At 71.5% G+C, this 26,752-nt stretch carries 28 protein-coding genes; 16 read left to right on the top strand and 12 right to left on the bottom strand.

Annotation, left to right across the window (positions count from 1 at the left end):
* Window positions 1-206: 206 nt before the first annotated feature.
* The 3 genes from GXP76_RS10850 (at window position 207) to GXP76_RS10840 (ending at window position 2,695) form a co-directional block, all read left to right on the top strand.
* Window positions 207-1,127: a hypothetical protein gene (locus tag GXP76_RS10850; RefSeq protein WP_242571254.1), complete on the top strand. Its 921-nt coding sequence runs from the start codon at window positions 207-209 to the stop codon at window positions 1,125-1,127.
* Window positions 1,124-1,885 (top strand): hypothetical protein, encoded by a 762-nt coding sequence (locus GXP76_RS10845; RefSeq protein ID WP_242571253.1) that lies wholly within the window; start codon window positions 1,124-1,126, stop codon window positions 1,883-1,885. Before GXP76_RS10850 ends, GXP76_RS10845 begins: the two co-directional genes overlap by 4 nt.
* 153 nt (window positions 1,886-2,038) lie before the next feature.
* The gene (locus GXP76_RS10840; protein WP_242571252.1) at window positions 2,039-2,695 is read left to right on the top strand and encodes a maleylpyruvate isomerase family mycothiol-dependent enzyme; all 657 of its coding nucleotides are present in this window, start codon (window positions 2,039-2,041) and stop codon (window positions 2,693-2,695) included.
* A 12-nt stretch (window positions 2,696-2,707) separates the two neighbouring features.
* Here GXP76_RS10840 and dhaK (GXP76_RS10835) read toward each other — a convergent pair whose 3' ends face one another.
* The 5 genes from dhaK (GXP76_RS10835) to GXP76_RS10815 all read right to left on the bottom strand — a co-directional run bounded on the left by dhaK (GXP76_RS10835) (window position 2,708) and on the right by GXP76_RS10815 (window position 7,317).
* Complete coding sequence (dhaK, locus tag GXP76_RS10835) at window positions 2,708-3,703, bottom strand: dihydroxyacetone kinase subunit DhaK (RefSeq protein ID WP_242571251.1); 996 nt, start codon at window positions 3,701-3,703, stop codon at window positions 2,708-2,710.
* An 81-nt stretch (window positions 3,704-3,784) separates the two neighbouring features.
* Complete coding sequence (dhaL, locus tag GXP76_RS10830) at window positions 3,785-4,465, bottom strand: dihydroxyacetone kinase subunit DhaL (protein ID WP_242571250.1); 681 nt, start codon at window positions 4,463-4,465, stop codon at window positions 3,785-3,787.
* A gap of 22 nt (window positions 4,466-4,487) precedes the next feature.
* Window positions 4,488-5,327, bottom strand: coding sequence for an HAD-IA family hydrolase (locus GXP76_RS10825; protein ID WP_242571249.1), 840 nt, complete (start codon window positions 5,325-5,327; stop codon window positions 4,488-4,490).
* 2 nt (window positions 5,328-5,329) lie between these two features.
* Window positions 5,330-6,190, bottom strand: coding sequence for a class II fructose-bisphosphate aldolase (locus tag GXP76_RS10820; RefSeq protein WP_242571248.1), 861 nt, complete (start codon window positions 6,188-6,190; stop codon window positions 5,330-5,332).
* A gap of 107 nt (window positions 6,191-6,297) precedes the next feature.
* Window positions 6,298-7,317 carry a DUF4331 family protein gene (locus GXP76_RS10815; protein WP_242571247.1) on the bottom strand — a complete coding sequence of 340 codons (1,020 nt, stop codon included), beginning with the start codon at window positions 7,315-7,317 and terminating at the stop codon, window positions 6,298-6,300.
* A gap of 218 nt (window positions 7,318-7,535) precedes the next feature.
* On the opposite strand from GXP76_RS10815, the gene GXP76_RS10810 reads away from it, so the two are divergent.
* Window positions 7,536-8,084: a GNAT family N-acetyltransferase gene (locus GXP76_RS10810; protein WP_242571246.1), complete on the top strand. Its 549-nt coding sequence runs from the start codon at window positions 7,536-7,538 to the stop codon at window positions 8,082-8,084.
* A gap of 148 nt (window positions 8,085-8,232) precedes the next feature.
* Here the strand turns inward: GXP76_RS10810 and GXP76_RS10805 are convergent, their stop codons facing one another.
* Window positions 8,233-8,562 carry a MerR family transcriptional regulator gene (locus GXP76_RS10805; protein ID WP_242571245.1) on the bottom strand — a complete coding sequence of 110 codons (330 nt, stop codon included), beginning with the start codon at window positions 8,560-8,562 and terminating at the stop codon, window positions 8,233-8,235.
* Window positions 8,563-9,346: 784 nt separating this feature from the next.
* Here GXP76_RS10805 and dhaK (GXP76_RS10800) point away from each other — a divergent pair.
* From dhaK (GXP76_RS10800) to GXP76_RS10770, 7 genes are all read left to right on the top strand, one after another.
* Window positions 9,347-10,339: a dihydroxyacetone kinase subunit DhaK gene (dhaK, locus tag GXP76_RS10800; protein WP_242571244.1), complete on the top strand. Its 993-nt coding sequence runs from the start codon at window positions 9,347-9,349 to the stop codon at window positions 10,337-10,339.
* Window positions 10,340-10,435: 96 nt separating this feature from the next.
* Window positions 10,436-11,035, top strand: a complete 600-nt coding sequence (gene dhaL, locus GXP76_RS10795; RefSeq protein ID WP_242571256.1) for a dihydroxyacetone kinase subunit DhaL — start codon at window positions 10,436-10,438, stop codon at window positions 11,033-11,035.
* Window positions 11,032-11,442 (top strand): PTS-dependent dihydroxyacetone kinase phosphotransferase subunit DhaM, encoded by a 411-nt coding sequence (locus GXP76_RS10790; RefSeq protein ID WP_242571243.1) that lies wholly within the window; start codon window positions 11,032-11,034, stop codon window positions 11,440-11,442. The genes dhaL (GXP76_RS10795) and GXP76_RS10790 overlap by 4 nt, the downstream gene beginning before the upstream one ends.
* Window positions 11,443-11,563: 121 nt before the next feature.
* Complete coding sequence (locus GXP76_RS10785) at window positions 11,564-13,591, top strand: NADPH-dependent 2,4-dienoyl-CoA reductase (protein ID WP_242571242.1); 2,028 nt, start codon at window positions 11,564-11,566, stop codon at window positions 13,589-13,591.
* 29 nt (window positions 13,592-13,620) lie between these two features.
* Window positions 13,621-14,235: a PadR family transcriptional regulator gene (locus GXP76_RS10780; protein WP_242571241.1), complete on the top strand. Its 615-nt coding sequence runs from the start codon at window positions 13,621-13,623 to the stop codon at window positions 14,233-14,235.
* Between the two features lie 107 nt (window positions 14,236-14,342).
* The gene (locus GXP76_RS10775; protein WP_242571240.1) at window positions 14,343-15,830 is read left to right on the top strand and encodes an NAD(P)/FAD-dependent oxidoreductase; all 1,488 of its coding nucleotides are present in this window, start codon (window positions 14,343-14,345) and stop codon (window positions 15,828-15,830) included.
* A gap of 80 nt (window positions 15,831-15,910) precedes the next feature.
* Window positions 15,911-16,366, top strand: a complete 456-nt coding sequence (locus GXP76_RS10770) for a tellurite resistance TerB family protein (protein ID WP_078078742.1) — start codon at window positions 15,911-15,913, stop codon at window positions 16,364-16,366.
* Window positions 16,367-16,697: 331 nt separating this feature from the next.
* On the opposite strand, the gene GXP76_RS10765 is transcribed toward GXP76_RS10770, so the two are convergent.
* Both GXP76_RS10765 and GXP76_RS10760 read right to left on the bottom strand, forming a co-directional pair.
* On the bottom strand, window positions 16,698-17,708 hold the full coding sequence (locus GXP76_RS10765; protein ID WP_242571239.1) for a M56 family metallopeptidase: 1,011 nt from the start codon (window positions 17,706-17,708) through the stop codon (window positions 16,698-16,700).
* A 5-nt stretch (window positions 17,709-17,713) separates the two neighbouring features.
* Window positions 17,714-18,121: a BlaI/MecI/CopY family transcriptional regulator gene (locus GXP76_RS10760; RefSeq protein ID WP_242571238.1), complete on the bottom strand. Its 408-nt coding sequence runs from the start codon at window positions 18,119-18,121 to the stop codon at window positions 17,714-17,716.
* Between the two features lie 134 nt (window positions 18,122-18,255).
* Between GXP76_RS10760 and GXP76_RS10755 the strand changes: the two genes are divergently transcribed.
* Window positions 18,256-18,831, top strand: coding sequence for a TerD family protein (locus GXP76_RS10755; protein WP_242571237.1), 576 nt, complete (start codon window positions 18,256-18,258; stop codon window positions 18,829-18,831).
* 109 nt (window positions 18,832-18,940) lie between these two features.
* Here the strand turns inward: GXP76_RS10755 and GXP76_RS10750 are convergent, their stop codons facing one another.
* From GXP76_RS10750 to GXP76_RS10735, 4 genes are all read right to left on the bottom strand, one after another.
* Window positions 18,941-20,224, bottom strand: coding sequence for a cation:proton antiporter (locus GXP76_RS10750; protein WP_242571236.1), 1,284 nt, complete (start codon window positions 20,222-20,224; stop codon window positions 18,941-18,943).
* A gap of 6 nt (window positions 20,225-20,230) precedes the next feature.
* Complete coding sequence (locus GXP76_RS10745; RefSeq protein ID WP_242571235.1) at window positions 20,231-20,716, bottom strand: cation:proton antiporter regulatory subunit; 486 nt, start codon at window positions 20,714-20,716, stop codon at window positions 20,231-20,233.
* Window positions 20,717-21,108: 392 nt separating this feature from the next.
* Entirely contained in the window at window positions 21,109-21,399 is a 291-nt protein-coding gene (locus tag GXP76_RS10740) for a DUF3040 domain-containing protein (protein ID WP_242571234.1), read from the bottom strand.
* Window positions 21,400-21,471: 72 nt separating this feature from the next.
* Entirely contained in the window at window positions 21,472-22,770 is a 1,299-nt protein-coding gene (locus GXP76_RS10735) for an SLC13 family permease (RefSeq protein WP_242571233.1), read from the bottom strand.
* A 247-nt stretch (window positions 22,771-23,017) separates the two neighbouring features.
* Between GXP76_RS10735 and GXP76_RS10730 the strand changes: the two genes are divergently transcribed.
* The 4 genes from GXP76_RS10730 to GXP76_RS10715 all read left to right on the top strand — a co-directional run bounded on the left by GXP76_RS10730 (window position 23,018) and on the right by GXP76_RS10715 (window position 26,743).
* The gene (locus tag GXP76_RS10730; protein WP_242571232.1) at window positions 23,018-24,007 is read left to right on the top strand and encodes a HAMP domain-containing sensor histidine kinase; all 990 of its coding nucleotides are present in this window, start codon (window positions 23,018-23,020) and stop codon (window positions 24,005-24,007) included.
* On the top strand, window positions 24,004-24,771 hold the full coding sequence (locus GXP76_RS10725) for a response regulator transcription factor (RefSeq protein ID WP_242571231.1): 768 nt from the start codon (window positions 24,004-24,006) through the stop codon (window positions 24,769-24,771). The genes GXP76_RS10730 and GXP76_RS10725 overlap by 4 nt, the downstream gene beginning before the upstream one ends.
* An 86-nt stretch (window positions 24,772-24,857) precedes the next feature.
* Entirely contained in the window at window positions 24,858-25,718 is an 861-nt protein-coding gene (locus GXP76_RS10720; protein WP_242571230.1) for an ABC transporter substrate-binding protein, read from the top strand.
* 65 nt (window positions 25,719-25,783) lie between these two features.
* Window positions 25,784-26,743, top strand: a complete 960-nt coding sequence (locus GXP76_RS10715; protein WP_242571229.1) for a siderophore-interacting protein — start codon at window positions 25,784-25,786, stop codon at window positions 26,741-26,743.
* The last annotated feature ends 9 nt before the right edge of the window (window positions 26,744-26,752 follow it).

Genomic DNA, 26,752 nt, shown 5'->3' with positions numbered 1-26,752 from the left:
GCGGTGCTCGCGAGTGCCATGGCACTGAGGACGGTTCGGCGCATGAGTCGCTCTCTTTCGTCGTCCGCCTGCCCGGGGATCCGGCGGGCGGGGCCGGTGATCGGGAGGAGAGACGAGGGGGCGACGGACCAGGTTGTAAAGGAATGGCAAAGTCGCGCGGGCCGCCAGCCCCTGCGCGTGCCCGGGTGTCGTGCTGTACTGACGAGATGAAGCGCAAGCACACGCCGGCGTTCGTCAGGACGCTCGCCGAGCGGCCGGGCAGAGCGGCTTCCGACACCGGCCACGCCGAGCGGGCCGAACAGGTGCGCACCAGGGTGCGGCTCATGATCGAGATCACCGCGCGGGCCGGGTCGTACCGCAAGGGCCTGGTCCGGGCCGCCGAGCGGCTCAGCCCCGAGGAGGCGGTGATCCTCGCCGATCTGGAGGCGCACGGCCTGCAGGTGCCGCAGCTGCGGGACGTACTGCGCGGCGGCCATGTGCTGGTGGACGATCCACAGCTGTACGAGAGCTGGCGGTTCGCCAAGGGCAGCCATCCGCGGCTCTCCAGCCACCACCGCGACATCGACAAGGCGGTCTACCCCGACATCGGGATGCGCGGACACGTCGTACGGGAGAAGCTGCACGGCCGTACGGCACAGGGGACCTGGGTGCAGCTGGAGAAGACCCCGGCCGCGTTCGGCGGATCCAAGCTGCCGCGGCCGAGCGATCTGCGGCACCTGATGGACTACGTGGTCTACAAGTTCACCGACAGCAACGTCGGGCCGTGGGGGCTGTCGCGGATGACCGAGCGGCGCCCGCTGTACCTCTCGCCGGTTCTGGCGGTGCCCACGTCCCTGAGCCCGCCAGTCGCGCGGTCGCTCACCCGGGAGCTGCGCCGGATCGAGGCGAACGACGACGTCACGGCGGTGTCCCGGTCCCAGGAACTCGCGTCCCGGTTCCCACCGCCGGACCGGCCGGATCTGGCCGGTGAGCTGGGACAGGCGCTGTCCGGGAGGGGCGGCCGGGGCCTGTTCGGCAACTCCGACGTATGGGTGACGCAGACCCCGTCCCGTACGGCCGCCGCGGTGCTCCGTGAGAGCCGGGCGGCGCCTTCCACGGACGGATGGCCGGCAGGAGGTCTGGCATGAACGACGACCGGCGCGGTACTCCCCCGGCGGCGCGGCCGGGACCGGGCGAGGCATCCGTCCCCCAGGGACTGGTCTCGGCCGTGGTGGATCTGGTGAACACCGGGCCGGTGCTGCTCGGCGCGTACACCATCGCCGAACTCACGGCCGTGGACGCGATCGTGGACTTCCTGGAGGCGCGGCCCTCGGACGACGAACTCGCCGAGGCCGTCCGCTCACTGGCCGCACGCGAACTGCTCCTGGCGGGGTCCTCGGGCGAGGAGGTCCAGGTACGGGGGGACCTGGGCATCGCCGTGGCGTTCCAGCAGCGGGCCAGGAAGGTGCTCGACGCGCGTACGACCGGCACTGCCCCGGGCGAGCCGTGGCGGATCCTGCTGCTCCCCCAGCCCGAGAAGATCTGTCTGATGGTCCGCATCGACGCGCTCGGCGTCCACCAGATCGGTCTGTACAAGCTCGACGAGGCGCTCCGTACGCTCACCGAGTGGCTGCCCCGGGGACCGTCGGCGGACGGCGATCGGCCGGTGGACGCCGACGCGGTGCTCTCCGGGTCGGAGCGTTCCGCGCTGGTCACCGTCACCGAGTACACCGCGGTCGGATCGGCCGAGACGGCGGGCGCCAGCACCGACCTGATCCTGGCCCGGAACGAGGGGCGGCTGCACGTGCTGTCCCGGGACCCAGGGCAGCGGGAGAGGCTGGTGGCGGCCCCTGAGAGTGACCGGGACGGTGTGCGCGACAGACTGGCCGGCCTCCTGGCCGCGTAACCGCCGCCGGGTGTTGTCTCAGAACGTGGAAGAAAACTCGGTCACGAGCGATGATTCCGCTCCGGGTCGGGAGTCCTCTCCTGGACGCCCGGCCTGAATTCCGTTCCGGCTCCGGTGCGGCACAGAACACGACCCGTGACAGGAGCCTCTCTCGTGATCGATCCGGAACCGACAGCCGACTCCGGCCGCAAGACCGACGTCTGGCCCTTGATCCGCACCGAGCGGGCGGCACTGGCCGCCGATCTCGCGGACCTGACCGACGAGCGGTGGGCGACGACGTCGCTCTGTACCGAGCTGACGGTGCGCGAGGTGCTGGCACACCTCACCGCGTCGGCGAACCTCAACGCGGTGCGCTGGCTCGCGGGTGTGATCCGCTGCCGGTTCGACTTCGACAAGATGGTGGCCATGCGGCTGGCCGAGCATCTGGGTTCGAGTCCCGCCGAGACTCTTGAGAGGTTCCGGCGCTCGGTCCCGAGCAGGACCAAGCCTCCCGTCCCCGCCATCGCCCTGCTCGGCGAGGCGATCGTGCACGGCGAGGACATCCGGCGCCCGCTCGGCATCCGCCACCCCTATCCGATCAGTACGCTCACGCTGGTGGCCGAGTACTACCGGGGTACGGACCAGGTGGTCCTGGCCAAGGGCCGTATAGGCGGGCTCCGGCTCGTCGCGGACGACGGGCCGTTCACGGCCGGCTCCGGGGCGCTCGTGTCCGGCTCCACCGTGGCCCTGATCATGGCCATGACCGGGCGCGCGACGTACTGCGACGATCTCACCGGCGACGGTGCGGAGACGCTCCGCGGCCGCTGCTGACAGGGGCGCCCGTCAGAACACCCGGATCGGGATCTCGGCCGGGTCGGTGAGCAGCTCGAAGATCTCGTCGTCCAGCCGGACCAGTGTCACGGAGGCGCCGGCCATGTCGAGCGAGGTGCAGTACTCACCCACGTAGCTGCGCCCGACCGTGATGCCGCGGTCGGCCAGCTGCCTGTGGGCCAGGCCGTAGACCAGGTACAGCTCACCGATCGGTGTGCCGCCGAGTCCGTTCGCCATCAGGGCGACGCGGTCACCGGAGGCGAACGGCAGGTCGTCCACGACAGCGCTGACGAGCTCGCCCACCATGGCGTCCGCCGACTGGAGCTTCTCGCGCTTGCGGCCCGGTTCACCGTGAATGCCCACGCCCATCTCGACGGCGTCCTCGGGCAGGTCGAACAGCGGCGACCCCTTCGCCGGCGGCGTGCAGGCGGTGAGCGCCATGCCCATGCTGCGGGTGACGGAGTTGACCTTCTCGCCGATGCGGTACAGCTCGTCGAGGTCCGCGCCCCGTTCGGCCGCGGCGCCGACGGCCTTCATGACGAAGAAGTTGCCGGCCACCCCGCGCCGGCCGACGGTGTACGTCGAGTCCTGTACGGCCACGTCGTCATCGATGAAGAGGGTACGGACGGTGACCCCGTCGGCCTGCGACAACTCCTCGGCCATCTCGAACGCCATCCGGTCCCCGGTGTAGTTGTTGACCAGCAGCAGGACGCCCTTCGGGGAGGCGACCCGCTTGACCGTCTCGTAGACGAAGTCGGCGGGCGGCGCGGCGAACACGTCACCGGGGCAGGCGGCGTCGAGCATCCCCTTGCCGACGCTCATCACGTGCGCCGGCTCGTGGCCGGATCCGGATCCCTGCACAAGGGAGACCTTGTCCTCGCGCGGGGCGTCGGCACGCATGATCAGGTTGTAGTCGGGCACGTACTTCAGCGTGTCGGGGTTGGCCAGGGCCAGTCCCTCCAGCATCTGCGCGACGTAGTCCTTCGGGTCGTTGACGAACTTCTTCATGCCGCAACTCCTCCTGATCCGGCCCGTCCCGGGCGCCCCGGGACGGGGATTCGGTCCGGGCGCCCGGCCCGGTGTCCGCTGTCAGTCGCGTGCCTCCCACTCGGCGGCGACGCGCTCCGCCATGACGGCGATCGCCACCGCGCCCGGGTCGGGCGAGCCGATGCTGCGCTCGCCGGTGTAGCTCTGGCGCCCGCGTCTGGCCTGCATGGGGGTCGTCGCGTCGGCGGCGGCGCGGGCGGTCGTGGCGGCCAGGGCGGCGAGTTCCGCACCGCCGGCCGCCGGTTCGCCGCCGGCCAGCCGCCGCTCCAGGGCGTCGGTCATCGGAATCAGCGCGTCCAGCAGCGTCTTGTCCCCGAGGTCGGACCTGCCCCGTGCCTTGATCCCCTCGGCGGCGGCCCGCAGCATGGCCACGGCGTCCGCGGCGTTCAGCTCCGGCCGGTCCTTCACGGCCCCGGCGGCCCGCAGGAAGGCGGTGCCCCAGAGTGGCCCGGAGGTGCCGCCCACCCGTTTGGAGATCACCAGGGCGACCTTCTTCAGGGTGTCGGCCGGGGAGTCCGAGGCCAGGTCGTCCCAGTCGCTGAGCACGATCTCGAAGCCGCGGGCGAGCGAGTACCCGAAGTCCCCGTCGCCCGCGACGGCGTCGAGATCGCCGAAGGCCTTCTCGTTGTCCACCGCGGTCCGGGCGACGGACCGGACGACGAAGGTGAGGTCGTCGGCCGGAGTCGACGACGACGGCGACGGTGTCGGTGATGGCGATGACATGGCTCTCCTGACTGCCGCGACGTCACCGCGGCCGGGGGCGGGGGCCGTCCACGGGCGGATCGGCTGCCGTGGGGTCCGGGGCGCCGTCACGGCTGGGCAGGACGGCCAGGTCCGCGAGTACCACACAGGGCCCGGGCCGGACGCCGAGCGGGTCGCTCAGCACCCGGGTGACGGTCTCCCGCGGCGGTGGGTCGCCGAGCGAGTCGACCACCAGCAAGGCCCCGGTGAAGTCCTCGTCACCGGTGTAGGCGCTGGTCGTGACCGCGCAGGCGAGCCCGGCGCCGAGCGCGGCCAGCATCCCGTTGCGGCTGTCCTCGATCACGACGGCGTCCGCCGGATTCAGGCCCAGCCGATCCACGGTCAGGGCGTAGATGTCCGGGGCGGGCTTCTTGCGCCGGACCACGTCGCCGGCGAACACGCCGAAGTGGGCGGCCAGTTCCGGCCCCATGGCCAGTTCGAGCACACTGCGGACGGACGCTTCCGCGGAGGTGGACGCGACCGCGAGCGTCCACCCGGCCTCGTGCGCGGCGGCGGCGACGCGCCGCACGCCCGGCCGGGGCGGGACGCTTCCGCCCCGGATGATCCCGGTGTAGATCTCGGTCTTGCGCCGGTGCCAGCGGGCGACCCGCTCATCGAGCGCGTCCGGGTCGGAGGGCAGGCCGGCGGCGGCGACGAACTCGGGCGTCAGCAGCGTCCGCATCCGCTCCTTGCCGCCTCCGACCTTCACCTTCCGCGCGTACTCCTCGTCGCTCCAGCGCACGGGCAGGCCGAATTCCGCGAACGTCTCGTTGAAGGCGGGCAGATGCCCGTCGCGTTCGGTGTCGGCCAGGACACCGTCACAGTCGAAGATGAGCGCGGGCACGGTTACCCCGCCTTCCCGGCGCTGCCGAAGAGCCTCATCAGCGAACCGGCCATCTCGACGACGTCCTGGCGCACGGCCCGGAAGAGCGACGGCGGATCCCACTTCTGCCGCTCCTCCGCCGTCCGCAGGAAGGCCAGGTTCGACTTCATGTACGTCTCCTTGAGGGCCGTGGAGATGTTGACCTTGGCGCACCCCCGGGAGATCAGATCGTGGAACTGCTCGTCGGACAGTCCGCTGCCGCCGTGCAGCGCGATCGGCACCGGATACTCCGCCACGAGGTCGGAGACGCGCTGGGCGTCGAGAACCGGCGCCTGCTTGTACGAGCCGTGAGCGTTTCCGATCGCCGGGGCGAAGACGTCGACGTGCGTGGTCCGCAGGAACTCCAGCGCGACCGCGAGGGTCTGCTGCTCGGCGGCCTCGGCGCTGCCGATGCCGTCCTCCACGCCGGTGATCGACTCGATCTCGCCCTCGACCGCGGCCCCGTACGCGCGGGCCTCCGCGACGACCTCGACGGTCTGCCGCATGTTCTCCTCGACCGGCAGCTTGGACGCGTCGAACAGCACCGAGTTCCAGCCCCGCCGCAGGCACTCGGTGATGACCTCGCGTTCCGGACAGTGGTCCAGGTGCAGGGTGACGGGCACCTCGATACCGGCGGTCATCGAGGTCCACATGTCGTGGAGGACGTCGCTGCCGATCGATCTGACCGTCTTGACAGAGGTCTGCACGATCAGCGGCGACGCGTTCTCCACCGCGGCCGCCAGCACGGCCTCCAGCGTGAGGTCGTTGAACACGTTGATGGCCGGTACGGCGTAGCGCTCGTCGAAAGGCTTGGCCAGGATCTCGGTCAGCGGTGTCACACCCACAGCGCCTCCACGTCTCCTCCCCGCCCCTCCATTCCACGCCCGCGCATCCCGCCCCGCCACTTCTGGGCCTGGGGTGGCACCCGCGCGGCAGGCTCCGCCGGGGTCGGTCAGGTCGCGGTTGCGGGGTGCGGGTCGCCGAGGTAGGGGAACCGGTCCAGGGTGTCGGTGTGCGGTGTCAGACCGGTGGGCGGCGCCTCGTTCTTGGTGAGGAACGCGACGCGGATGTCGATGACGTCCTCGGAGAAGGTGCGGCCGTTGGGGTACGCGGCGGGCCTGGACGGGTCGAAGTGCAGCACGTCCGGCAGGATGCCGTGCTCGTCGAGCGCGGCGATCGCCTCCTCACGCGAGTAGTCGCCGGTGTGGCCGAGCAGGTGGACGAACTGGTCCGTCCACCGGGCCCGGTCGTCGACGGGCTCGCCGGCGTTGTACTCCTCCTTGGTGTCGTCGGTGTTGAAGAAGCTGCTCACCGACGGGTGCCCGGCCCGGTCCGCGTGGACGAGCTCACCGTCGCGCATGACGCTGCACCGGCCCCAGATGCGCAGCTCGGGCTTGGGCGCCAGCTCCGCGGTGGGCAGTTCGACGGCCATGGAGAAGACGTTGGCCGTGCTGTTGGAGTCGACACCGGTCCACGGGGACTCACCGCTCAGATGCGGTGAGGTGAAGTTCCGCTTGCCGCTGGTGTCGAACAGCTTCTGGATGCCGTCGAAGTCGAAGAAGAAGGCATCACTGCGGCTGCCGGCGGCCACCTTGTAGTCACCGCTGACCACCACATTGGCCCGGGTGTCGAAGGAGACTGCGGCGTCCGACACGATCTTGGTGCCGACGGCCTCGGGCTTGCGGGCGTCAGCGCCGGTGGCCATGAAGACGCTGTAGGTCTGCGAGCCGTCCGCCGCCGGCGGGCTGAAGACCCAGCTGAAGGCGATGTCCGTGAGGAGGTCGCCGTCGTTGTCGATGTTCAGGCGGTACACGGCGTCGGGGTGCAGGGCGTCCGCGACGGGGTTGGCGTTGAGGATGAGAACGGTCCTGCTCGGATCGCCGGGTGCCCCGAAGGCGTACAGGTCGCACAGGTCGAGACGCTGGTCGCCGAGCGGCGCCCCAAGGCTGAGGCCGGTGAAGTGGTTGGACATGTCGGGCTTCCTCTGCTCGCGGGCCGGGAGCCGCCGGAGCGCACGAACAGCCGTTCGCCGCCCATGAGGTGCGTCCCGCACCCCGGCGGCGCAGCCAAGCTAGCCCGCGACGGCGGTCCGACCGCCGCAGCCGAAAGAGCCGCCGTGAAATGGCGCCCGAATGGGCCACCGCGAGGGCGACGACCGGGCGGCGTACCGCCGGGTCCTACCATTGGCGCATGCCCCATACACCGTCACGGGTCGAACTGAGCCCGCTCACCCTCGCCGACCAGGACGAGTTCTGCTCGCTCGTGAGGGCCAGCGCCGAGCTGCACCGGGCGACGATGCAGCTGCCCGCGACCGCGGAGGCGTTCCGGGACTGGATGCGCCGCTTCGAGGACGGCACCAACCGGGGCTATGTGATCCGCGTTCGGGAGACCGGTACGGCCGCCGGCATGGTCAACATCAACTCGATCATCCGGGGCCGTTACCAGGGCGCGTCCCTCGGGTACGCGGCGTTCGCCCCGTCCGCGGGGCGGGGCTATATGACCGAGGGACTCACCGCCGTCATGCGGCACGCCTTCGAAGACCTGCGGCTCCACCGGCTGGAGGCGAACATCCAGCCGTCGAACAAGGCCTCCGTGACCCTGGTCGAGCGCCTGGGCTTCCGTTACGAGGGTCTGTCGCCCGCCTACCTCTACATCAACGGGGCCTGGCGCGACCACGAGCGCTGGTCCGTCACCGCGCCGTCCCCCTGGACACCGGATCCCTCTCTTCCCGAGGTCTAGGTCCTGTCGTCCGGATCTTGCGGGGCTCAGGTGACCGGGCGCCGGATTCGCCCGCGCCACGGTCGGCGATCGTCATTCCCGGCTGCGGCGGGCGGCGGTGCACCCGTCTGAACCCCGCCGCTCTCTCCTGGCGGTGCCTGCCGAGGGTTCAGCCGGCGGAGTTGTGCTGTTGGCGCTGCTGTTCGTTGATGCGCAGGGCGTCTTCGAGCTGGTCTTCGAGAATGATGATGCGGCAGGCGGCTTCGATCGGGGTGCCGTTGTCGACGAGTTCACGGGCTCGGGCGGCGATACGCAGCTGGTAGCGGGAGTAGCGGCGATGCCCGCCGGCCGAGCGCAGCGGGGTGATGAGCCGGTTCTCACCGAGGGCGCGGAGGAAGGCCGGGGTGGTGCCGAGCATGTCGGCGGCGCGGCCCACCGTGAAGGCGGGATAGTCGTCGTCGTCGAGTCTGTCGGCGGGGCGGGGTTTCTCAGGGGGCACAGCACCTCTTTTTCGGGAACGCATCGAGGGGCCCGGGTGCCGTTACGGCACCCGGGCCCCGGGTTTCAACACCATCTGCCGACTATGTGCGCCGGCTTTCGTTTTCCGCCGACCGCCCGGTAGACCGGGCGGCTGTGCGGGGATCGCGTAAGCGTGACCGGGGACCACCTTCCGTTCTGGGGTCTGCGGTACCCGGGCGCAGTGATGCCCGCCCGGGCGATCCTGACGGTGTCTACTCCTCACTTCCTTCGGGTTGTACTGCCGGATTCCGCGGGACTGCTCGCGGCCCCTGGGGCCGCACGGCCCGGCAGCCAGTCACGGGACCCACCGATTCCGGCCCCGCCACTCCACTGCCGTTCCACAACCTGCTTGACCTGCATGCACGCCAGTTCATCTCTGCCGTGCTTCTTCACTGCCTGGCTACGAGAAGAACGTTAGCGCCGCAGAAGACCGAATGTCTACTCCCAACACGACAGATTTTCTGCCGCGCCGGGTCGGCGATGTTCTGCCGTCCGGATGCCACGGAAAGCTCCTCTCGCGAGGTGTGAAGCCCGGCGGTCCGGGAATGAACGCGGTTTTGCCGCGAGTCTCGTGATCGCGGACGACGGATGCCAGCGCGCCAGGCTTCACGATCGCGCCTGCCTCTTCGATACTGAGTGCGCGCCGGCCCTGGGCAAGCCAGGCCGGATGCGGCCTGACGACCGGTCAGGTCCCTCGCGCACCGGCTGACCAGGTAGATCCCGGCTCGGAAGCCTGGCTGGTAACTCTTCCCAGGAGGAACCCCTTGAAAATGCTCATCAACGTGCCGGAGACCGTCGTCGCCGACGGGCTGCGTGGAATGGCCGCCGCGCACCCCGATCTGTCCGTCGATGTCGACAACCGCGTCGTCGTACGCCGGGACGCGCCCGTCGAGGGAAAGGTGGGGCTCGTCTCGGGCGGCGGTTCGGGGCACGAACCGCTGCACGGCGGGTTCGTGGGGCCCGGGATGCTCTCCGCCGCCTGTCCGGGTGAGGTCTTCACCAGTCCGGTGCCCGATCAGATGCTGCGGGCCGCCACCGCCGTGGACAGTGGCGCGGGGGTGCTGTTCATCGTCAAGAACTACACCGGCGACGTCCTCAACTTCGACATGGCGGCCGAACTGGCCGAGGACGAGGGCGTCCGCGTCGGGAAGGTGCTGGTCAACGACGATGTCGCCGTGACCGACAGCCTGTTCACGGCGGGCCGGCGCGGCACGGGCGCCACGCTCTTCGTCGAGAAGATCGCCGGCGCCGCCGCCGAGGAGGGTGCCCCGCTGGAGCGGGTCGAGGCGATCGGGCGGCAGGTGAACGAGAACGCGCGCAGCTTCGGTGTCGCCCTCAGCGCCGTGACGACGCCGTCCAAGGGCAGTCCGACCTTCGATCTGCCGGACGGTGAGCTGGAGCTGGGCATCGGCATCCACGGCGAGCCGGGGCGTGAGCGGCGCGCCATGATGACCTCGCGCGAGATCGCGGACTTCGCGGTGGACGCGGTGCTGGAGGACCTGCACCCGTCGGGCCCGGTGATCGCGCTGGTCAACGGTATGGGGGCGACGCCGCTGCTGGAGCTGTACGGCTTCAACGCCGAGGTGCAGCGGGTGCTTGCCGAGCGGGGCGTGGCGGTGGCCCGTACGCTCGTCGGGAACTACGTGACCTCGCTCGACATGGCCGGGTGCTCGGTGACGCTCTGTCAGGTCGACGAGGATCTGCTGCGGCTCTGGGACGCGCCGGTGCAGACGCCCGCACTGCGCTGGGGCCGCTGAGCCGCCCGGTCCCGCCGGTCCCGCAGGCACGTACGTCCGACACGTACGCCCGACGCTCTTCGAGGAGACCTTGTGTCCGACCAGGATTCCGAGCCGGTGCTCGACGTCGATTTCTTCCGCCGCTGGCTCCGGGCGGCGGCCGCCGACGTGGAGCGGGAGGCGGCCCGTCTCACCGAGCTCGACTCGGCGATCGGTGACGCCGACCACGGCAGCAACCTCCAGCGCGGCTTCCGGGCCGTGACCGCGGCGCTGGAGTCGGAGCCGCCGGACACGCCCGGCGCCACGCTGATCCTCGCGGGGCGGCAGCTGATCTCCACGGTGGGCGGCGCCTCGGGGCCGTTGTACGGGACGCTGCTGCGGCGTACGGGCAAGGAGCTCGGCGATATTGCCGAGGTCACGCACGCGCGGTTGGCCGAGGCGCTGGGCGCCGGGGTCGCCGCCGTGGCGCAGTTGGGCGGCGCGAAGGCCGGGGACAAGACGATGATCGACGCGCTGGAGCCCGCGGTGGCCGCGCTCGGCACGTCGTTCGCGGCGGCGGCGACCGCGGCGGACGAGGGCGCGGTGGCGACCGTGCCGCTCCAGGCCCGCAAGGGCCGGGCCAGCTATCTCGGTGAGCGCAGCATCGGGCACCAGGATCCGGGCGCCACGTCCTCGGCGCTGCTGATCGCCGCCCTGGCCGCGACGGCGGGCGAATGAGTACCGGCAAGCCGGTCGGCGTCGTGCTGGTGTCGCACAGCCGGGCGGTGGCCGAGGCCGTCGCCGAGCTGGCCGTCGGACTCGCGGGCGGCGGTACCACCGCTCCGGTGGCCGCCGCCGGGGGCACTCCGGACGGCGGGCTCGGCACGAGTTCCGAGCTGATCGCGGCGGCGGCCGCCGAGGTGGACCGCGGCGCGGGTGTCGCGCTCCTGGTCGATCTGGGCAGCGCCGTGCTGACCGTGAAGTCGCTGCTGGCCGAGGGCGACGAACTCCCGGACGGCGCACGGCTGGTGGACGCGCCCTTTGTGGAAGGCGCCGTCGCGGCCCTGGTCACGGCGTCGGCGGGCGCGGACCTGGACGCGGTGGAGGCGGCGGCCTCGGAGGCGTACGACTACCGCAAGGTCTGACACCCCGGCGGGGCTTCGGGGAGCGATGGGCGAGAGACCGGCCACACTTTGTGCAACTGGTTGCACAAAGTGTGGCGGCCGGGCTACTACTGGAGCGCAGCCGTCGCGCGAGGAGCCCCCCATGAGCCCGTACCCCCATCTGTTCAGCCCTCTCGACCTGGGCTTCGTCACCCTGCCCAACCGGGTGCTGATGGGTTCGATGCACGTCGGCCTGGAAGAGGCCGAGAACGGCTTCGCGCGCATGGCGGCCTTCTACGCCGCCCGTGCCCGTGGCGGCGTCGGCCTGATGGTGACCGGCGGCATCGCGCCCAACGACCGGGGCCGGCCGTACGAGGGCGGCGCCCGGCTCACGACCGAGGCGGAGGCGGAGCAGCACCGTCAGGTGACGTCGGCGGTGCACGCCGAGGGCGGCCGGATCGCCATGCAGATCCTGCACTTCGGGCGGTACGCCTACCACCCGGACCTGGTGGCGCCGAGCGCGCTCCAGGCCCCCATCAGCCCCCACGTGCCGCACGCCCTCACCGACGACGAGGTGGAGGAGACGGTCGAGGACTTCGTACGGGCGGCGGAGCTGGCGCGGCTGGCCGGGTACGACGGTGTCGAGGTGATGGGGTCCGAGGGCTATCTGATCAACGAGTTCATCGCCGCGCGGACCAACCGGCGCGAGGACCGGTGGGGCGGCGCCTACGAGAACCGCATCCGCTTCCCCGTGGAGATCGTCCGCCGGATCCGGGAGCGCGTGGGTCCCGACTTCATCCTCGTCTACCGGCTGTCGATGCTCGATCTGGTGCCGGGCGGCTCCTCGCTCGCCGAAGTGGTCACCCTGGCCAAGGAGATCGAGGCCGCGGGCGCGACTCTGATCAACACCGGGATCGGCTGGCACGAGGCCCGGATCCCGACGATCGCCGCGTCCGTGCCGCGCGGCGCGTACACCTGGGTCACCAAGGCGCTGATGGGGTCGGTCTCCGTACCGCTGATCACCAGCAACCGCGTCAACACCCCTGAGGTCGCCGAGCAGTTGCTCGCCGACGGGCGTGCCGACATGGTGTCGATGGCGCGCCCCTTCCTCGCCGATCCCGATTTCGTCGCCAAGGCGCGTGAGGGGCACGCCGACCGGATCAACACCTGTATCGGCTGCAACCAGGCGTGTCTCGACCACACGTTCAGCGGGAGGATCACCTCCTGCCTGGTCAATCCACGGGCCTGCCACGAGACGGAGCTGGTCCTCTCCCCCACGCGACGCGTCAAGCGTGTCGCCGTCGTCGGAGCCGGTCCCGCGGGGCTGGCGTGCGCGGTGTCGGCAGCCGAACGCGGCCATTCGGTCACGCTGTTCGACGCGGCGCACGAGATCGGCGGACAGCTCAATGTCGCCCGACGCGTCCCCGGCAAGGAGGAGTTCGGCGAGACGCTGCGCTACTTCCGCGGCCGGCTCGCCCGGCTCGCGGTCGATGTCCGCCTCAACACCCTCGTGACGGCACGGGAGTTGACGGACGGGGCGACCGGATACGACGAGATCGTCGTCGCGACCGGTGTCACCCCCCGTACGCCGCTGATCCCCGGCATCGACCACGCCCGCGTGGTCAGCTATCTCGACGTGCTGCGCGGCGGCGTCCCCGTCGGTGAGCGCGTCGCGATCATCGGCGCCGGAGGCATCGGTTTCGACGTCGCCGAATTCCTCACCGACGGCGGCGAAGGCGCGAGCCTCGACGCGGACGCCTACTTCCGGCAGTGGGGCGTCGACACCGGCTACCGCTCCCCCGGCGGACTGCGGGAGCCCGTACGGCCGAAGCCGCCGAGGACGGTCCATCTCATCCAGCGGAAGACCGGGAAGGTGGGCGCCGGACTGGGCAAGACCACCGGCTGGATCCACCGCACCGAACTGCGGCACCGGGGAGTCACCACGATCGCGGGCGCGGTGTACGACCGCGTCGACGACGAGGGTCTGCATCTGACGGTCGACGGCTCGCCCGCCGTCCTGCCGGTGGACACGGTCGTCCTGTGCGCCGGGCAGGAACCGCGGCGTGAGCTGTACGACGCGCTCCGCGCGGCCGGCGCCGCCCCGCATCTCATCGGCGGCGCGGACGTCGCCGCCGAGCTCGACGCCAAGCGCGCCATCGACCAGGGAACCCGGCTGGCCGCCACGATCTGACCGGCGGCCGTTACTTCTAGGATGCGGTCATGTCCCTCCCCCACGCCATCCTCACCGCTCTCCTGGAAAGACCCTCGTCCGGCCTGGAGCTCACCCGCCGGTTCGACCGTTCCATCGGCTACTTCTGGTCGGCGACGCACCAGCAGATCTACCGGGAGCTGGGCAGGCTCGAAGAGGCGGGACACATCCGCGCCCTGGCGCCGGAGCAGCCGGTCCGTGGGCGGCGGAAGGAGTACGAGGTGCTGGAGGCCGGTCGTGAGGAGCTGACCGGATGGGTGGCGGGGAGGGAGGATCCCAAGCCCGTACGGGACCCGCTGCTGCTGCGGATGCGGGCGGCGGCGGTCGTCGGGACCGACGGACTCCCCGTCGAGTTGCGCCGCCATCTCGCCCTGCACGAGCGCCAGTTGGCCGAGTACCGGGACATCGAGGCGCGGGACTTCTCGCCGCGGGAGCCGGAGCGGGGCACGGAGCGGCGGCCGGAGCGGCGGCTCCGGGAGCCGCGCGCCGGCGAGCCCTCGGAGGCGGACCGGCTGCGCCATCTGGTGCTGCGCGCCGGGATCGATCTGGAGCGGATGTGGGTCGACTGGCTCACCGAGGCGCTCCGCGAGTCGGACACCGCACCGGCAGGACCCGACGCCGCGTAGAGCGCGTCAACCGCGTGCGGCACGGCCTCGACCGGAGGACGTCCGGACCGTGAGCCGACTTCGACATACTGGACGCTCACGATCAACTGCCGCACGAAACGGGAGACATGAGTATGGACGAGGACGTGGACGGCCTGGCGGCGCCCGATGCCGGGGAGCGCATCCCGCCCCATCGGCACACCGGCCGCCCCGCCCGGCACGCGGTGGTGATCGGCGGCGGTATCGCGGGCCTGCTCACGGCGAAGGTGCTCGCCGCCCACGCGGACCGGGTGACGGTCGTCGAGCGCGACCGGTTCCCCGACGAGGCGAAGGCACGGCCCGGTGTCCCGCAGAGCGGGCACATCCATGTGCTGCTCGCCGGGGGCCAGTCGGCGCTGGAGACGCTGCTGCCTGGGATCGTCGCCGAGCTGCGGGAGCACGGCGCGCCCGAGGTCGGGATGCCGGGTGACATGGTGCAGTGGCAGTCCGGCATCTGGTATCGCCGTACGCCCTCCACCACCCATCTCCTCACGGCGTCCCGGCCGCTCCTCGAATGGCTCGTACGCCGCAGGGTCCTGACGGACACACGCATCGAGACGGTGCAGGGCACGGAGGTGGTGGGCCTGCTCGGTGACGCGGTCCGCACGACCGGCGTACTGCTGCGGGAGCGCGGAGCCGGCGCCAAGGCCACCCGCGAAGGCGTCGTCACCCGGGCGCTGACCGCCGATCTGGTCGTGGACGCCTCCGGCCGCGGCTCGCGGGCGCCCAAGTGGCTCGCGGCCGTGGGCGCCGAGCCTCCCCACGAGGAGACGCTCGACAGCGGGCTCGCCTACGCCTCCCGGGTCTACCGTCCCGGCGACAACGAGGGCATCACCGACACCGTCGGGTACTACGTCGTCCCCGACCCGAATCAGGTGAGCGGCGGCGTCGCGCTGCCGATGGAGGACGGCCGTTACCTCGTCACCCTCTCGGGGGTGCGCGGGGGCGAACCCCCCTCGGACGAGGCGGAGTTCGCCGACTTCACCATGCGGCTCCCGCACAAGTTCCTGTACGAGTGGCTGAGGCGGGCCGAGCCGGACTCGCCCGTCCGCGCGTTCCGCAACACGGCCAACATCCGCCGCCGGTACGACCGTCCGGGCCGCCGTCCGGCCGGTTTCCTCGCCGTCGGCGACGCGCTGTGCGCCTTCAACCCGGTCTACGCGCAGGGAATGACCGTCGCCGCCCTGAACGCCGTCGCGCTGCGCGAGACGCTGGCGGACCGGCGCCATACGCCCACCACCCGGCGTGTGCAGCGGGCGCTCCTCGACTCCGCGCGGCCGGCGTGGGACATCTCCTCCGGGGCGGACAAGGAGATGCCCGGTGTCGTCGGCGACGCGGCACGGACCCGCGCGGTGGACCGGCCCGCGGCCTGGTATCTGGAGCGGGTGCAGCGGCGGGCAGGCGGAAATCCGGACGTCGGCAAGGCGTTCCGTGCCGTGCTGCACCTCTCCGCGCCGCTGAGTGCGCTGTTCGCGCCGAGTGTCGTACGCGCGGTGCTGTTCGAACCGGTACCGCACACGCCGGCCGAGCCGCCGATGTGGCGGGAGTCCGAGGGTCCGCTCCCCGAGACCTGGTAACTTCTACACCACTGTAGAAACAAGCACTGTCCGTGCCGGCCTTCCTCCGGTACGGACAGTCCGAGACATACGGAGCACTCATGGCCCTGTGGGATCGCATCAAGGAATCCGCCCAGACGATGCAGACCCAGCTGGAGGCGAAGAAGAACGACCTCAAGAGCGGCTCGTTCCGTGACGCCAGCATGGCGATGTGCGCACTGGTCGCGGCGGCGGACGGCTCCATCGACCAGGCCGAGCGTCAGCGCGTCACGCAGCTGATCACCAGCAACGACGTGCTGCGGAACTTCCCGCCCGCCGATCTGCAGAGGCGCTTCGACGACTATCTGAACCAGCTCGTCGCCGACATGGCGATCGGCAAGGTCGGCGTGCTCCAGGAAGTCGCGAAGGCGAAGAAGAAGCCGGCGGAGGCGCGTGCCGTCATCCAGATCGGCATCATCATCGGCGGCGCCGACGGCAACTTCGACGCGCAGGAGCGGGCCGTCGTACGTGAGGCGTGCTTCGCGCTCGACCTCCAGCCGCAGGAGTTCGACGTCTAGGGGGTGTCCGCGAAGTAGCGCCGTCCGCCCGCAGGGCGGGGCCGGCGGCGGCTGGTGCGGTGCATCGCGAGGCGGAGGATCGGCGTTGTGGACGGACCGGCCCTACTCGGCCGGGTCCGACAACGCGGCGAGGTGCCGTGCCAGGCATCGCGGGCCAGGCGGGACTTTGCGGACACGCCCCAGAGTCTGTCCGCGAGGTCCCGCCCGGCGGAGTATCGCGGGCCCGGCCGGTGGCCGGTTCGTCCTCGATCGCCGGACGCGCTGCGTACGCGGCCCGTCCGGCGATCGGGACAGGCGCGGACCACGAGCCGCGCGACCCGGCCGGCCGGCTTCACAGCGGGCCGGCCGCCTTCAGTACGAGGAGCAGCGTCACCGTCGCGTTCGCGGAGGAGAGCGCCGATCCGAGCGTCCCGGCCGCCGCCGCCCAGGCCGCCAGACCCACCGCGGTGAAGACCGGCGGCCACCGTACGGCCGACGGCGCCGGCTCCAGCAGCGCGGCCACCCGGCGCGGTACGGGCCCCGGCGCCGCGAAGCCCGCCAGCGTCGGGGTGGGCGTGCCGCGCGAGACGAGCGCCGCCTTGCCGATGGCCCGCGCCACCACCCGCCGCTCGCCCGTCACCCGGGCCGCCTCCTCGTCCGCCCAGCGCTCCGTCGCGTAGGCGACGGCCGAACGCAGCGGCCGCAGCAGCGGGTTGGCCCGCGCGGCGAAGCGGACGAGAAGCAGATAGCGGTGATGACGGCCGGCGAGATGGGCCCGTTCATGGGCGACGAGCGCCGCGCGTTCGTCGGCGTCCAGAGACGCGAGCATGGCCGTGGAGACGACGATCCGGCCCCCGGAGGTCACCTCGCGCGGGGAGGTCCCGTCCCGCACGGAGCGGCCACCGGTGAACCACGCGCGGACCGCCGGCCCGTTCCGTACGCCCGGCAGCGCGTACGCGTACGCCGCCTCGTCGTTCAGTACGGCCAGCTCTCCGTCCGGCACACCGGCGAGCGCGTCCTCGGCCCGGCGGCGGACACGGCGGTGTCTGCGGGCCGAGGTGGACCACGACACGGCCACGGCGAGCAGCGCGACGACCGCGCCCTTGCCCGCGGCCTCCTCGTACGGCGCGGTGGTGGGGGCCTCCCGGTCGGCCCAGGCGTCGGGGAGCGGATGGCCGGGCAGCTGCACCGTACCGACGACGACCAGCAGCCCGAGGCACACCGTGCTGCACACGGCCAGTACGGCGGCCAGCGCCGACAGCAGCCGGGTGGCGACCCGGGGATGGAGATGCCGTTCGGCGAGGCGGGCGACCGGGACCGCGGTCAGCGGCAGCAGCAACGGCAGCAGGACGAACACTCCCATCCGGCTCAGCCCTCCGTCCCGTCCTCGGGAAGACCGAGGAGGTCACGCAGCAGCCGTTCGTCGTCCGGCGAGAGCGTGGTGACGAACCTGGCCAGTACGGCCTCACGGTCCGACTCCGCGTCCAGCACACGGCGCATCCGCAGTGCGGCGAGCCCCGCCTCGTCGGAGGTCGCGCACCATTCGAAGAACCGGCCCACCCGTTCACGGGTGACGGCCCGTTTCGCCTGGAGTCTGGTCAGGATGGTCATGACCGTCGTGTACGCCAGGTCCCCGCCGAGCCGGTCGAGCACCCAGCCCGCGTTGACCGGCCCCGGTGCCTGCCGCAGCACGGCGAGGACCTGGGCCTCCAGCTCGCCCTGGCCGCGCCGCCGCGGGCGATCGCCCGGGCCGTCCGCTCCGCTCTGTTCCCTCACGCCGTCTCCCTCCGCCCGCTCTCGCCCGGAGCCATCCGGCGCAGCCCCGGCGTGGCGGCTTCGCAGCTCCGCACACACTTCTACAGTGTTGAAGATTTTTATTCGCGTCACCAGCTCAACTCAGGAGGAGCAGCGTGGGAGTTTCCCTGTCCAAAGGCGGCAATGTCTCGCTCACCAAGGAGGCGCCGGGGCTGACAGCAGTCCTGGTCGGTCTCGGATGGGACGTCCGCACGACGACCGGTACCGACTACGACCTGGACGCCAGCGCGCTGCTGGTCAACGAGGCCGGCAAGGTCGGCACCGACCAGAACTTCGTGTTCTACAACAACCTCAAGAGCCCTGACGGTTCGGTCGAGCACACCGGGGACAACCTCACCGGTGAGGGCGAGGGCGACGACGAGGTCGTCAAGGTGAACCTGGCCGCCGTACCCGCCGAGATCACCAAGATCGTGTTCCCGGTGTCGATCCATGACGCCGAGAGCCGCGGCCACAGCTTCGGCCAGGTCCGCAACGCGTTCATCCGGGTGGTGAACCAGGACGGCGGCACGGAACTCGCGCGCTACGACCTCAGCGAGGACGCGGCGACCGAGACGGCCATGGTCTTCGGCGAGCTGTACCGCAACGGCGCCGAGTGGAAGTTCCGCGCCGTCGGCCAGGGTTACGCGAGTGGCCTGTCGGGCATCGCCGCCGACTTCGGTGTCGGCGTCTGAGCCGAGGCCCTGTCCGGCTCGCCCGTGGCGGCACTCGAAGGGGTTCGGAGCGTGTGACGCGCGCTCCGAACCCCTTCGGCGTGTCCGGGCCGTGGCCCCGGGCCGGGCCTCAGCCGTGCGAACGAGCCGTGTCGGTCGGCTCCGGGGCGATGGGCGCCTCCGCGGTGGCCGACTCCGCGACGGCCCCCTCGGCGACGGGCCGCTCCGCGACCGGCGACGCCTTGGGCGAGGCACTCGGCGAGGGCTTCGGGCCGAAGCGCCGGGCGAGCGGTTCGGTCCAACGGGCGGCCAGCGGGCCGAGGATGACCAGGATCAGCACATAGGCGGTGGCCAGCGGTCCGATCCGGGGCTCCACACCCACGGCCAGTCCCGCGATGACGATGGAGAACTCGCCGCGCGCGACGAGCGTGCCGCCCGTACGCCAGCGGCCCGCTGCCTTCACTCCCGCTCTGCGCGCGGCGTACCAGCCGGTGGCGATCTTCGTCAGCGCGGTGACGACGGCCAGGATCAGGGCGGGCACGAGGACCGGCGGTATGGCGGCGGGGTCGGTGTTCAGTCCGAAGAAGACGAAGAAGACGGCGGCGAACAGGTCGCGCAGCGGCGCGAGCAGGTTGTGGGCGCCCTCGGCCACTTCCCCGGAGAGCGCGATGCCGACGAGGAACGCGCCGACGGCCGCCGAGACCTGGAGTTCCTGGGCGACGCCCGCGACCAGCACGGTGAGGCCGAGGACGACGAGGAGCAGCATCTCCGGGTTGTCGGAGGAGACCGCGCGGCTGATCAGCCGGCCGTGGCGCAGCGCGACGTACAGCACGACACCGACGCTGCCGAGCGAGATGAGCAGCGTGAGGCTGCCGCCCGCGAGGCTCAGTCCGGCCAGCAGCGCGGTGAGCAGCGGCAGGTAGACGGCCATCGCGAGGTCTTCGATGACCAGGACACCGAGGATGACGGGGGTTTCGCGGTTGCCGAGCCGGCCGAGGTCGCCGAGCACCTTGGCGATGACGCCGGACGAGGAGATCCAGGTGACGCCCGCGAGCGCGACGGCGGCGACGGGACCCCAGCCGAGCACGAGCGCGGCGACGGCGCCGGGAGTCGCGTTCAGGACGAAGTCGACGATGCCGGAGGGGTACTGCGTCTTGAGGTTGGTGACGAGTTCGGAGGCGCTGTACTCCAGCCCGAGCAGGAGGAGGAGCAGGATGACACCGATCTCGGCGCCCGTGGCGATGAACTCCTCACTGGCGGCCATGGGGATGAGGCCGCCGTGACCGAAGGCGAGCCCCGCCAGCAGGTAGAGCGGGATGGGCGAGAAGCCCACCCGCCCGGCGAGCCGGCCGAGCAGGCCCAGGCCGAGGATGACGGCCCCGAGTTCGATGAGCAGCGCGGTCGTGTCGTGCACGGGCGTTTATCCTCCGGTGATCAATTCGGCGACGGCGTCCACGCCTTCCCTGGTGCCGACGACGACGAGCGTGTCCCCCAGTGCGAAGCGGAAGTCCGGGGTGGGCGAGGGGACGGCGTCGGTGCGGCGCAGGACGGCGACGATGGACGCGCCGGTGCGGGCGCGGGCCTGGGTGGAGCCGAGCGTGCGTCCTGCGAAGGGGGAGCGTTTGGTGATCGGGATGTGCTCGGTGACGAGGTCGATCTCCAGGTGCTGGTGCAGATGCCCGACCGGGTCGGGCATCAGGAGCTTGGACAGTGCCGTCGCCTCGTACGGGGCCAGCGGCGTGGAGTCCTTGCAGTTGTCGTCGTCCTCGGGGTCGTGGAAGCCGACGATGCGGCGCCCGTCCTGGTGCACGACGACCGAGATGTGGCGGCCCGAGTCGGTGTTCAGGTCGTAGCGGGTACCGACTCCGGGCAGGGCGGTCTTGCTGACGTGAGCGGTGTGCTCCATAGGAAGGCGCTCCATGCGGGCATGCGTTGGCGGTGTGCGGGCGCGATGGCCCCTTGCGGGGGAATTCTCCACCATGCGGCGCGGCAGGGGCCCGTCAGTCCCCGGCGGCCGGCTCCGACGCTAAGGGGGGACGGGTGCGCTCGTCCATGAGTCGCCCCTCCGCCTCGACCACCGATCGGCAATGAGCAGCCCAACGCTCAACAGAGCGGCGACAACTCGTTAGCTATTTTAACGTAAAGTTAAATGGGCTTATTGCGGTGATAGGTGAGGGTATTGGCGCTTATTCACGCGCGGCCGCTCGTACCGCGCGGGCCGCCGGGCCGCCCGCGCGGCCCGGAGCAGCGGCCAGGACACCGGTCAGGTCACGGGTCGGAACGCCGTCGGAACGCGGGTCAGGAGGGCGGCGGAGTACCGCGCCGTATGTGCTCCCGGTTCGGGTCGAAGAGATGCCCGGCCGCCCCGGACACCACGAGCCCGCCCGCCAGCAGCAGCCCGTGTCCGAACACGATGCCCATCCCGAGCAGCCCGAGCCCGACGGCGAGTGTCAGCCACGCGACGCCGCGCCGGTACTCCCGGGGACGGCAGGGCAGGCCCTGCGCGAAGGCGGCGGCGAACCGCGGGTCGTCGCGTTGCAGCCGTTCGGCGAGGTCGTCGAGAGTCCGGTCTTCGTCGGGGGCGTGCATGGAACCTCCTCCCCCGGGTCGGTGCGGTGCCGTGGACGGCGCCGCGTGGCGTCGCGCCCTGGCGGGCAGGGATCAGGCCAGGACGAAGTAGCGCAGCCACACGTAGATCGCGGCGATGACGGTCGTGACCGCCGTGACGACCAGTCCGTAGCGGCTGAACTGCCAGAACGAGATGTGGTGGCCCTCCCGTTCCGCGATGCCGACGACCACGACGTTGGCCGACGAGGCGATGATCGTCGCGTTGCCGCCGAGGTCCGCGCCGAGCGCGAAGGACCACCAGAGCATGCCCGCCTCCTCCGTGCCGCCAGCCGAGGAGACGATCTCGGAGACGATCGGGCTGACGGAGGCGACGAACGGGATGTTGTCGATGAAGGCCGAAGGGACGACCGAGCCGAAGATCAACGCCATGGAGGTACCGAGGAGTTCGCCCTCGGTGGCCTCGGCCGCCATTTCGCCGAGATCCCCGATGACCCCGATCCGCACCATCGCGCCGACCATCACGAACAGGCCGGTGAAGAACGCCAGCGTCTCCCACTCGACGTCGCGCGCCACCTCCTCGGCGTCGAGCCGCGACAGGGCGAGGAGGACGAGCCCGCCGGTGATCGCGACGACCGAGGGCTCGATGTGCAACGTGGTGTGCAGGACGAAGCCGGCCATCACCGCCAGCAGGACGACCCCGCTCAGCTTGAGCAGCCGGGGGTTCGTGATGGCGGCGCGCTCGTCCATCTCCATCACGGACTTGACCCGCTCGGGGTCGTAGCGGAACGCCTTGCGGAACATCACGCGGCTCATCAGGACGAAGACCACCATCAGCACCACGACGATCGGTGTCATGTGCAGCAGGAAGTCGTTGAAGGAGAGTCCGGCGCGCGAGCCGATGATGATGTTGGGCGGGTCACCGATCAGGGTGGCGGCGCCGCTGATGTTGCACGCCATCACCTCGGCGATCAGATACGGAACGACCGGCAGACCGAGCTTCTTGCAGACGAGGATCGTCACCGGTGCGATCAGCAGGACGGTCGTCACGTTGTCGAGCCACGGGGAGAACACCGCGGTGGCCAGGATCAGCAGGACCATGAGCCGGTAGGGCTTGCCGCGGGCGCGTTTCGCCGCCCAGATCGCGATGAACTCGAAGACCCCGGTCCGCTTGAGCACCGAGACCATCAGCATCATACCGAGGAGCAGGAAGATGACGTTCCAGTCGATGCCCGCCTCTTCGGAGAAGAAGGCGTGCTCGGCATCGGTCACCCCGAGCGCCAGCATGATGACCGCGCCGCCGAGAGCGGCCTTCACGCGGTGGACCCACTCGGTGGCGATCAGGACGTAGACACCCGCGAACACCCCGACGGCCAGCCAGGCCGTGATGCCCATCTACGCTTCCCCCCGGTGTGCCACGCCGCTCCGGGCGGCCGGCTGCCCGACCGCCCCGTACCCGCCTGATGTCTGTGTCCACGATCACCCGCCGTGGGGGGCCGTCACCATCGGTGCCGGCACCCATATCGGGGGGTGTGGAACATGTATCCGGGGGTGGGGGACATGCAGATCGCCCCGGGGTGGCCGGGACTCACGGCGCGTAAGGGCGATAGTGGGGAGGTCCACCCCGAGGAGGCCGTACTCCGTGTCCCTGTTCTGGCGCATCTTCCTGCTCAACGCCGCCGTGCTGTTCGCGGCGACCGCGCTGCTGCTGCTCGGCCCCGTCACGGTGTCCACGCCGGTCCTGCTCACCGAGGCGATGATCATGGCCGCCGGTCTGGTCGCCATGCTGATCGCGAACGCCGCGCTGCTGCGGATCGGACTCGGGCCGCTCCAGCGCCTCACCCGCGCGATGACCACCACCGATCTGCTGCGGCCGGGGCCCCGGCCGGCCGTGTCGGGACACGGGGAGATCGCCGAGCTGATCCGGACGTTCAACACGATGCTCGACCGGCTGGAGGCCGAACGCGCGGCCAGCAGCGCGCTCGCGCTCTCCGCGCAGGAGGCCGAACGCCGCAGGATCGCCCAGGAATTGCACGACGAGATCGGCCAGACCCTGACCGCCGTCCTGCTCGAACTGCGGCGCGTCGCCGACCGGGCGCCGGAACCGCTGCGGGACGAGGTGCTCCAGGTGCAGGAGACCACCCGGGACAGCCTGGACGAGATCCGCAGGATCGCCCGCCGGCTGCGCCCCGGCGTGCTGGAGGAGCTGGGGCTGATCAGCGCGCTCAAGGCGCTGGCGAACGAGACCACCACACACACCGAACTCGCCGTCAGGCGCAGCTTCGACAGCGATCTGCCCCCGCTGGACCAGGAGGTGGAGCTGGTCCTCTACCGGGTGGCGCAGGAGGGGCTGACCAACATCATCCGGCACGCGCGGGCCCGCCAGGTCGCGGTGGCGCTGCACCACGGCGCGCTCGGACTCGAACTGCTGGTCAGGGACGACGGACGCGGGATCGGTACGGCCCCGGAGGGCGCCGGAATCCGGGGCATGCGCGAGCGCGCGCTGCTGATCGGCGCCGAGGTGTCGGTGGGTGACGCGCCGGGCGGCGGTACGGAGGTACGGCTGCACGTGCCCGCCGCCCATGTCGGACCGGCGACGCATCTGACGAACGGGAGCCACAGACTGTCATGACCGAATCCACTTCCGGACACGGCTCCGGCCCCGGTTCAGGTCCCCGTCCCGGTTCCGGTTCCGGTTCCGGTTCCGGCTCCGAGGGCGGCTCCGGCCCCGGTGCCGCCCTCGACCCCCCGCCGACGCGCATCCTGCTCGCCGACGACCACGCCCTCGTCCGGCGCGGGGTGCGGCTGATCCTCGACGGCGAGCCGGACCTGACCGTCGTCGCGGAGGCGGGCGACGGCGCCGAGGCCATCGAGATGGCCCGCGAACACCGCCCCGATCTGGCGATCCTCGATATCGCGATGCCCCGGATGACCGGCCTCCAGGCCGCCCGCGAACTCTCCAGGCTGCTGCCGGACACACGCATCCTGATCCTCACGATGTACGACAACGAGCAGTACTTCTTCGAGGCGTTGAAGTCCGGCGCGAGCGGCTACGTGCTCAAGTCGGTCGCGGACCGCGACCTGTTGGAGGCGTGCCGGGCGGCGATGCGCGACGAGCCGTTCCTCTATCCCGGCGCCGTCACCGCCCTCATCCGCAACTACCTGGACCGGGTGCGCCGGGGCGAGAGCATCCCGGAGAAGGCGGTGACCGTGAGGGAGGAGGAGATCCTGAAACTGGTCGCCGAGGGCCACTCGTCCAAGGAGATCGCCGACCTGCTCGTCATCAGCGCCAAGACGGTGGAGCGCCACCGGGCCAATCTGCTCCAGAAGCTGGGGCTCAAGGACCGGGTCGAGCTGACCCGTTACGCCATCCGGGCCGGTCTCATCGAGCCCTGACCGTCGTACGGTTGGAGTCCCGGCGCGGTCCGCCGGGCAGGGTCACACTCACGTACCGCACCACGAGAGCGGAATGAGGCGACGCCATGTCCTCGCACGGAGGCTGGGAGTTCACGGACGATCGCGGCCATCTGACCGTCGCGGACCGTCCGCCGGTCCGGGTGGTGGCCTACGTACAGGCGGGCGCGACCCTGTGGGACCACGGTCTGCGGCCCATGGGCGTCTTCGGCTCCCACCACGACGGCGACTCCCCGGACCCCGCGAAGGCGGGCGGGCTGCCGCTCGCCAGCATCCGGGACTTCGGCGCGGGCAGCTCGGTGGACCCGGATGCCGTCGTCGCCGCCGGGCCCGACCTCCTGGTCGCCGTCAGCTACGGCGGCGGTCAGATCTACGGCATCGACCCGGAGGCGGCCAAGCGTCTGGAGGAGCGGGTGCCCGTGGTCGTGGTCGATGTGGGCAGGGACCGTCCGCTGCACGGGATCAGGGACCGGTTCACGGCGCTCGCCCGCTCGCTGGGCGCACCGCGGGAGCCCGACGCGCAGGATCTGGAGTGGGCGGAGGCCCGGCTCCGTACGCTCACCGCGCGGCCCGCCGCGGCCCGGGTGCTCGCCCTGTCGGCCGCCGGGCCCGGCACCGTCCATCTCGCGCGGCCCGGCACCTGGCCGGACCTGCGGGCGCTGACGGAGCTCGGTGTCGATCTGCTCGATCCCGGACAGGGCGCGGGCGGCAACTGGCTGACCACCGGCTGGTCGCGGGCGCTCGCGCTCGAACCGGACTTGGTGCTGAGCGACGTACGGGCGAACGCGGCCATGCCCGACACGCTCAAGGGCGACCGCCAGTGGCGCGCGCTGCGGGAGCGGGTGCGCACCGTGGCGTGGAATCCGGAGGCGCCGCGCAGCCATCGGGGGCACGCGCGGTTCGTGGACGCGGTCGCCGCGGCGCTGTAGCCGGCGCGACGGCCGTGTAGGCGGCGTGTCGGTGGCGTATCGGTGGCGGCTGCGACCTTCTCCGTATGACACGTCACACAGACACGCCCGCCGGGCGGCCCCCCGCTCCGGCCCTGCCGGTACGGACCGTGGAGGTCTCCGCCGTACGCCGGCTCTCGCCGCGCATGGTCCGCGTCACCCTCGGCGGTCCCGCGCTGGCGGATTTCTCGTACGAGGCTCCCGATCAGCAGGTGAAGCTCTACTTCCCCAGGCCGGGCCAGAGCGTTCCCCGGCTCCCCGAACCCGGCGCCGACGGGGACGTGATGCGCTGGTACGGGGCGTTCCAGGCGATCCCCGAGGACGAGCGGCCCTGGATGCGCAGCTATACGATCCGCGCGCACGACGCGGAACGGGGCACGGTCGACGTCGACTTCGTCCTGCACGAGGGACCCGACGCCGCCGACAGCGGGGGCGGGGGCGCCGTCGAGGGGCCCGCGACCCGGTGGGCACGGTCGGCCGGGCCCGGGGACGTGCTCGGCATGTTCGGCCCGTCCGCGTACTTCACGGAGCCCGTACCGCTCGGGACCACCGACTGGATGCTGCTGGCCGGTGACGAGTCGGCGCTGCCGGCGATCGGCACGATCGTCGAGGCGCTGCCGGCGGGGGCGCGTGCGGTGGCGTACGTGGAGGTGTGGGACGCCGCGGAGGAGCAGCGGTTCGAGTCGGCGGGTGAGGTGACGGTGCACTGGCTGCACCGAGCCCCTTCGGCCGGGGACGCGGCGGCCGGGGACGCGGCGGCGGGCGGCGGTCCCGCGCTGGTGGAGGCCGTGCGGGCGGCGGTGTTCCCGGCGGGCTCGGTGTTCGCCTGGCTCGGTGGCGAGGCGGACACGGTGCGGGCGCTGCGCCGTCATCTGGTCGGCGAACGCGGCCTCGACAGGCGCTCGGTCCACTTCACCGGCTACTGGCGACGCCGTCTCACGCACGACGACGCGCCGACCGATGCCGATCTCGCGGAGGCCAGGGAGCGGCTGGCCGACCGGTCCTGAGCGGAGCCG

Origin of the sequence: Streptomyces sp. NP-1717, from assembly GCF_022695985.1 — a bacterium.
Lineage (GTDB): Bacteria > Actinomycetota > Actinomycetes > Streptomycetales > Streptomycetaceae > Streptomyces.
This window is presented reverse-complemented; position numbering and strand designations above follow the sequence as displayed.

Bases quoted from the DNA above. Each gene is read 5' to 3' on its own strand.
- GXP76_RS10770 (WP_078078742.1), top strand. From the start codon at position 15,911: ATGGCCCTGTGGGATCGCATCAAGGAATCCGCCCAGACGATGCAGACC.
- GXP76_RS10810 (WP_242571246.1), top strand. From the start codon at position 7,536: ATGCCCCATACACCGTCACGGGTCGAACTGAGCCCGCTCACCCTCGCC.
- GXP76_RS10740 (WP_242571234.1), bottom strand. From the start codon at position 21,399: ATGCACGCCCCCGACGAAGACCGGACTCTCGACGACCTCGCCGAACGG.
- GXP76_RS10815 (WP_242571247.1), bottom strand. From the start codon at position 7,317: ATGTCCAACCACTTCACCGGCCTCAGCCTTGGGGCGCCGCTCGGCGAC.
- GXP76_RS10745 (WP_242571235.1), bottom strand. From the start codon at position 20,716: ATGGAGCACACCGCTCACGTCAGCAAGACCGCCCTGCCCGGAGTCGGT.
- GXP76_RS10735 (WP_242571233.1), bottom strand. From the start codon at position 22,770: ATGGGCATCACGGCCTGGCTGGCCGTCGGGGTGTTCGCGGGTGTCTAC.
- dhaK (WP_242571251.1), bottom strand. From the start codon at position 3,703: ATGAAGAAGTTCGTCAACGACCCGAAGGACTACGTCGCGCAGATGCTG.
- dhaL (WP_242571250.1), bottom strand. From the start codon at position 4,465: ATGTCATCGCCATCACCGACACCGTCGCCGTCGTCGTCGACTCCGGCC.
- GXP76_RS10725 (WP_242571231.1), top strand. From the start codon at position 24,004: ATGACCGAATCCACTTCCGGACACGGCTCCGGCCCCGGTTCAGGTCCC.
- GXP76_RS10785 (WP_242571242.1), top strand. From the start codon at position 11,564: ATGAGCCCGTACCCCCATCTGTTCAGCCCTCTCGACCTGGGCTTCGTC.
- GXP76_RS10720 (WP_242571230.1), top strand. From the start codon at position 24,858: ATGTCCTCGCACGGAGGCTGGGAGTTCACGGACGATCGCGGCCATCTG.
- GXP76_RS10775 (WP_242571240.1), top strand. From the start codon at position 14,343: ATGAGTATGGACGAGGACGTGGACGGCCTGGCGGCGCCCGATGCCGGG.
- GXP76_RS10850 (WP_242571254.1), top strand. From the start codon at position 207: ATGAAGCGCAAGCACACGCCGGCGTTCGTCAGGACGCTCGCCGAGCGG.
- GXP76_RS10715 (WP_242571229.1), top strand. From the start codon at position 25,784: ATGACACGTCACACAGACACGCCCGCCGGGCGGCCCCCCGCTCCGGCC.
- GXP76_RS10790 (WP_242571243.1), top strand. From the start codon at position 11,032: ATGAGTACCGGCAAGCCGGTCGGCGTCGTGCTGGTGTCGCACAGCCGG.
- GXP76_RS10780 (WP_242571241.1), top strand. From the start codon at position 13,621: ATGTCCCTCCCCCACGCCATCCTCACCGCTCTCCTGGAAAGACCCTCG.
- GXP76_RS10765 (WP_242571239.1), bottom strand. From the start codon at position 17,708: ATGGGAGTGTTCGTCCTGCTGCCGTTGCTGCTGCCGCTGACCGCGGTC.
- GXP76_RS10845 (WP_242571253.1), top strand. From the start codon at position 1,124: ATGAACGACGACCGGCGCGGTACTCCCCCGGCGGCGCGGCCGGGACCG.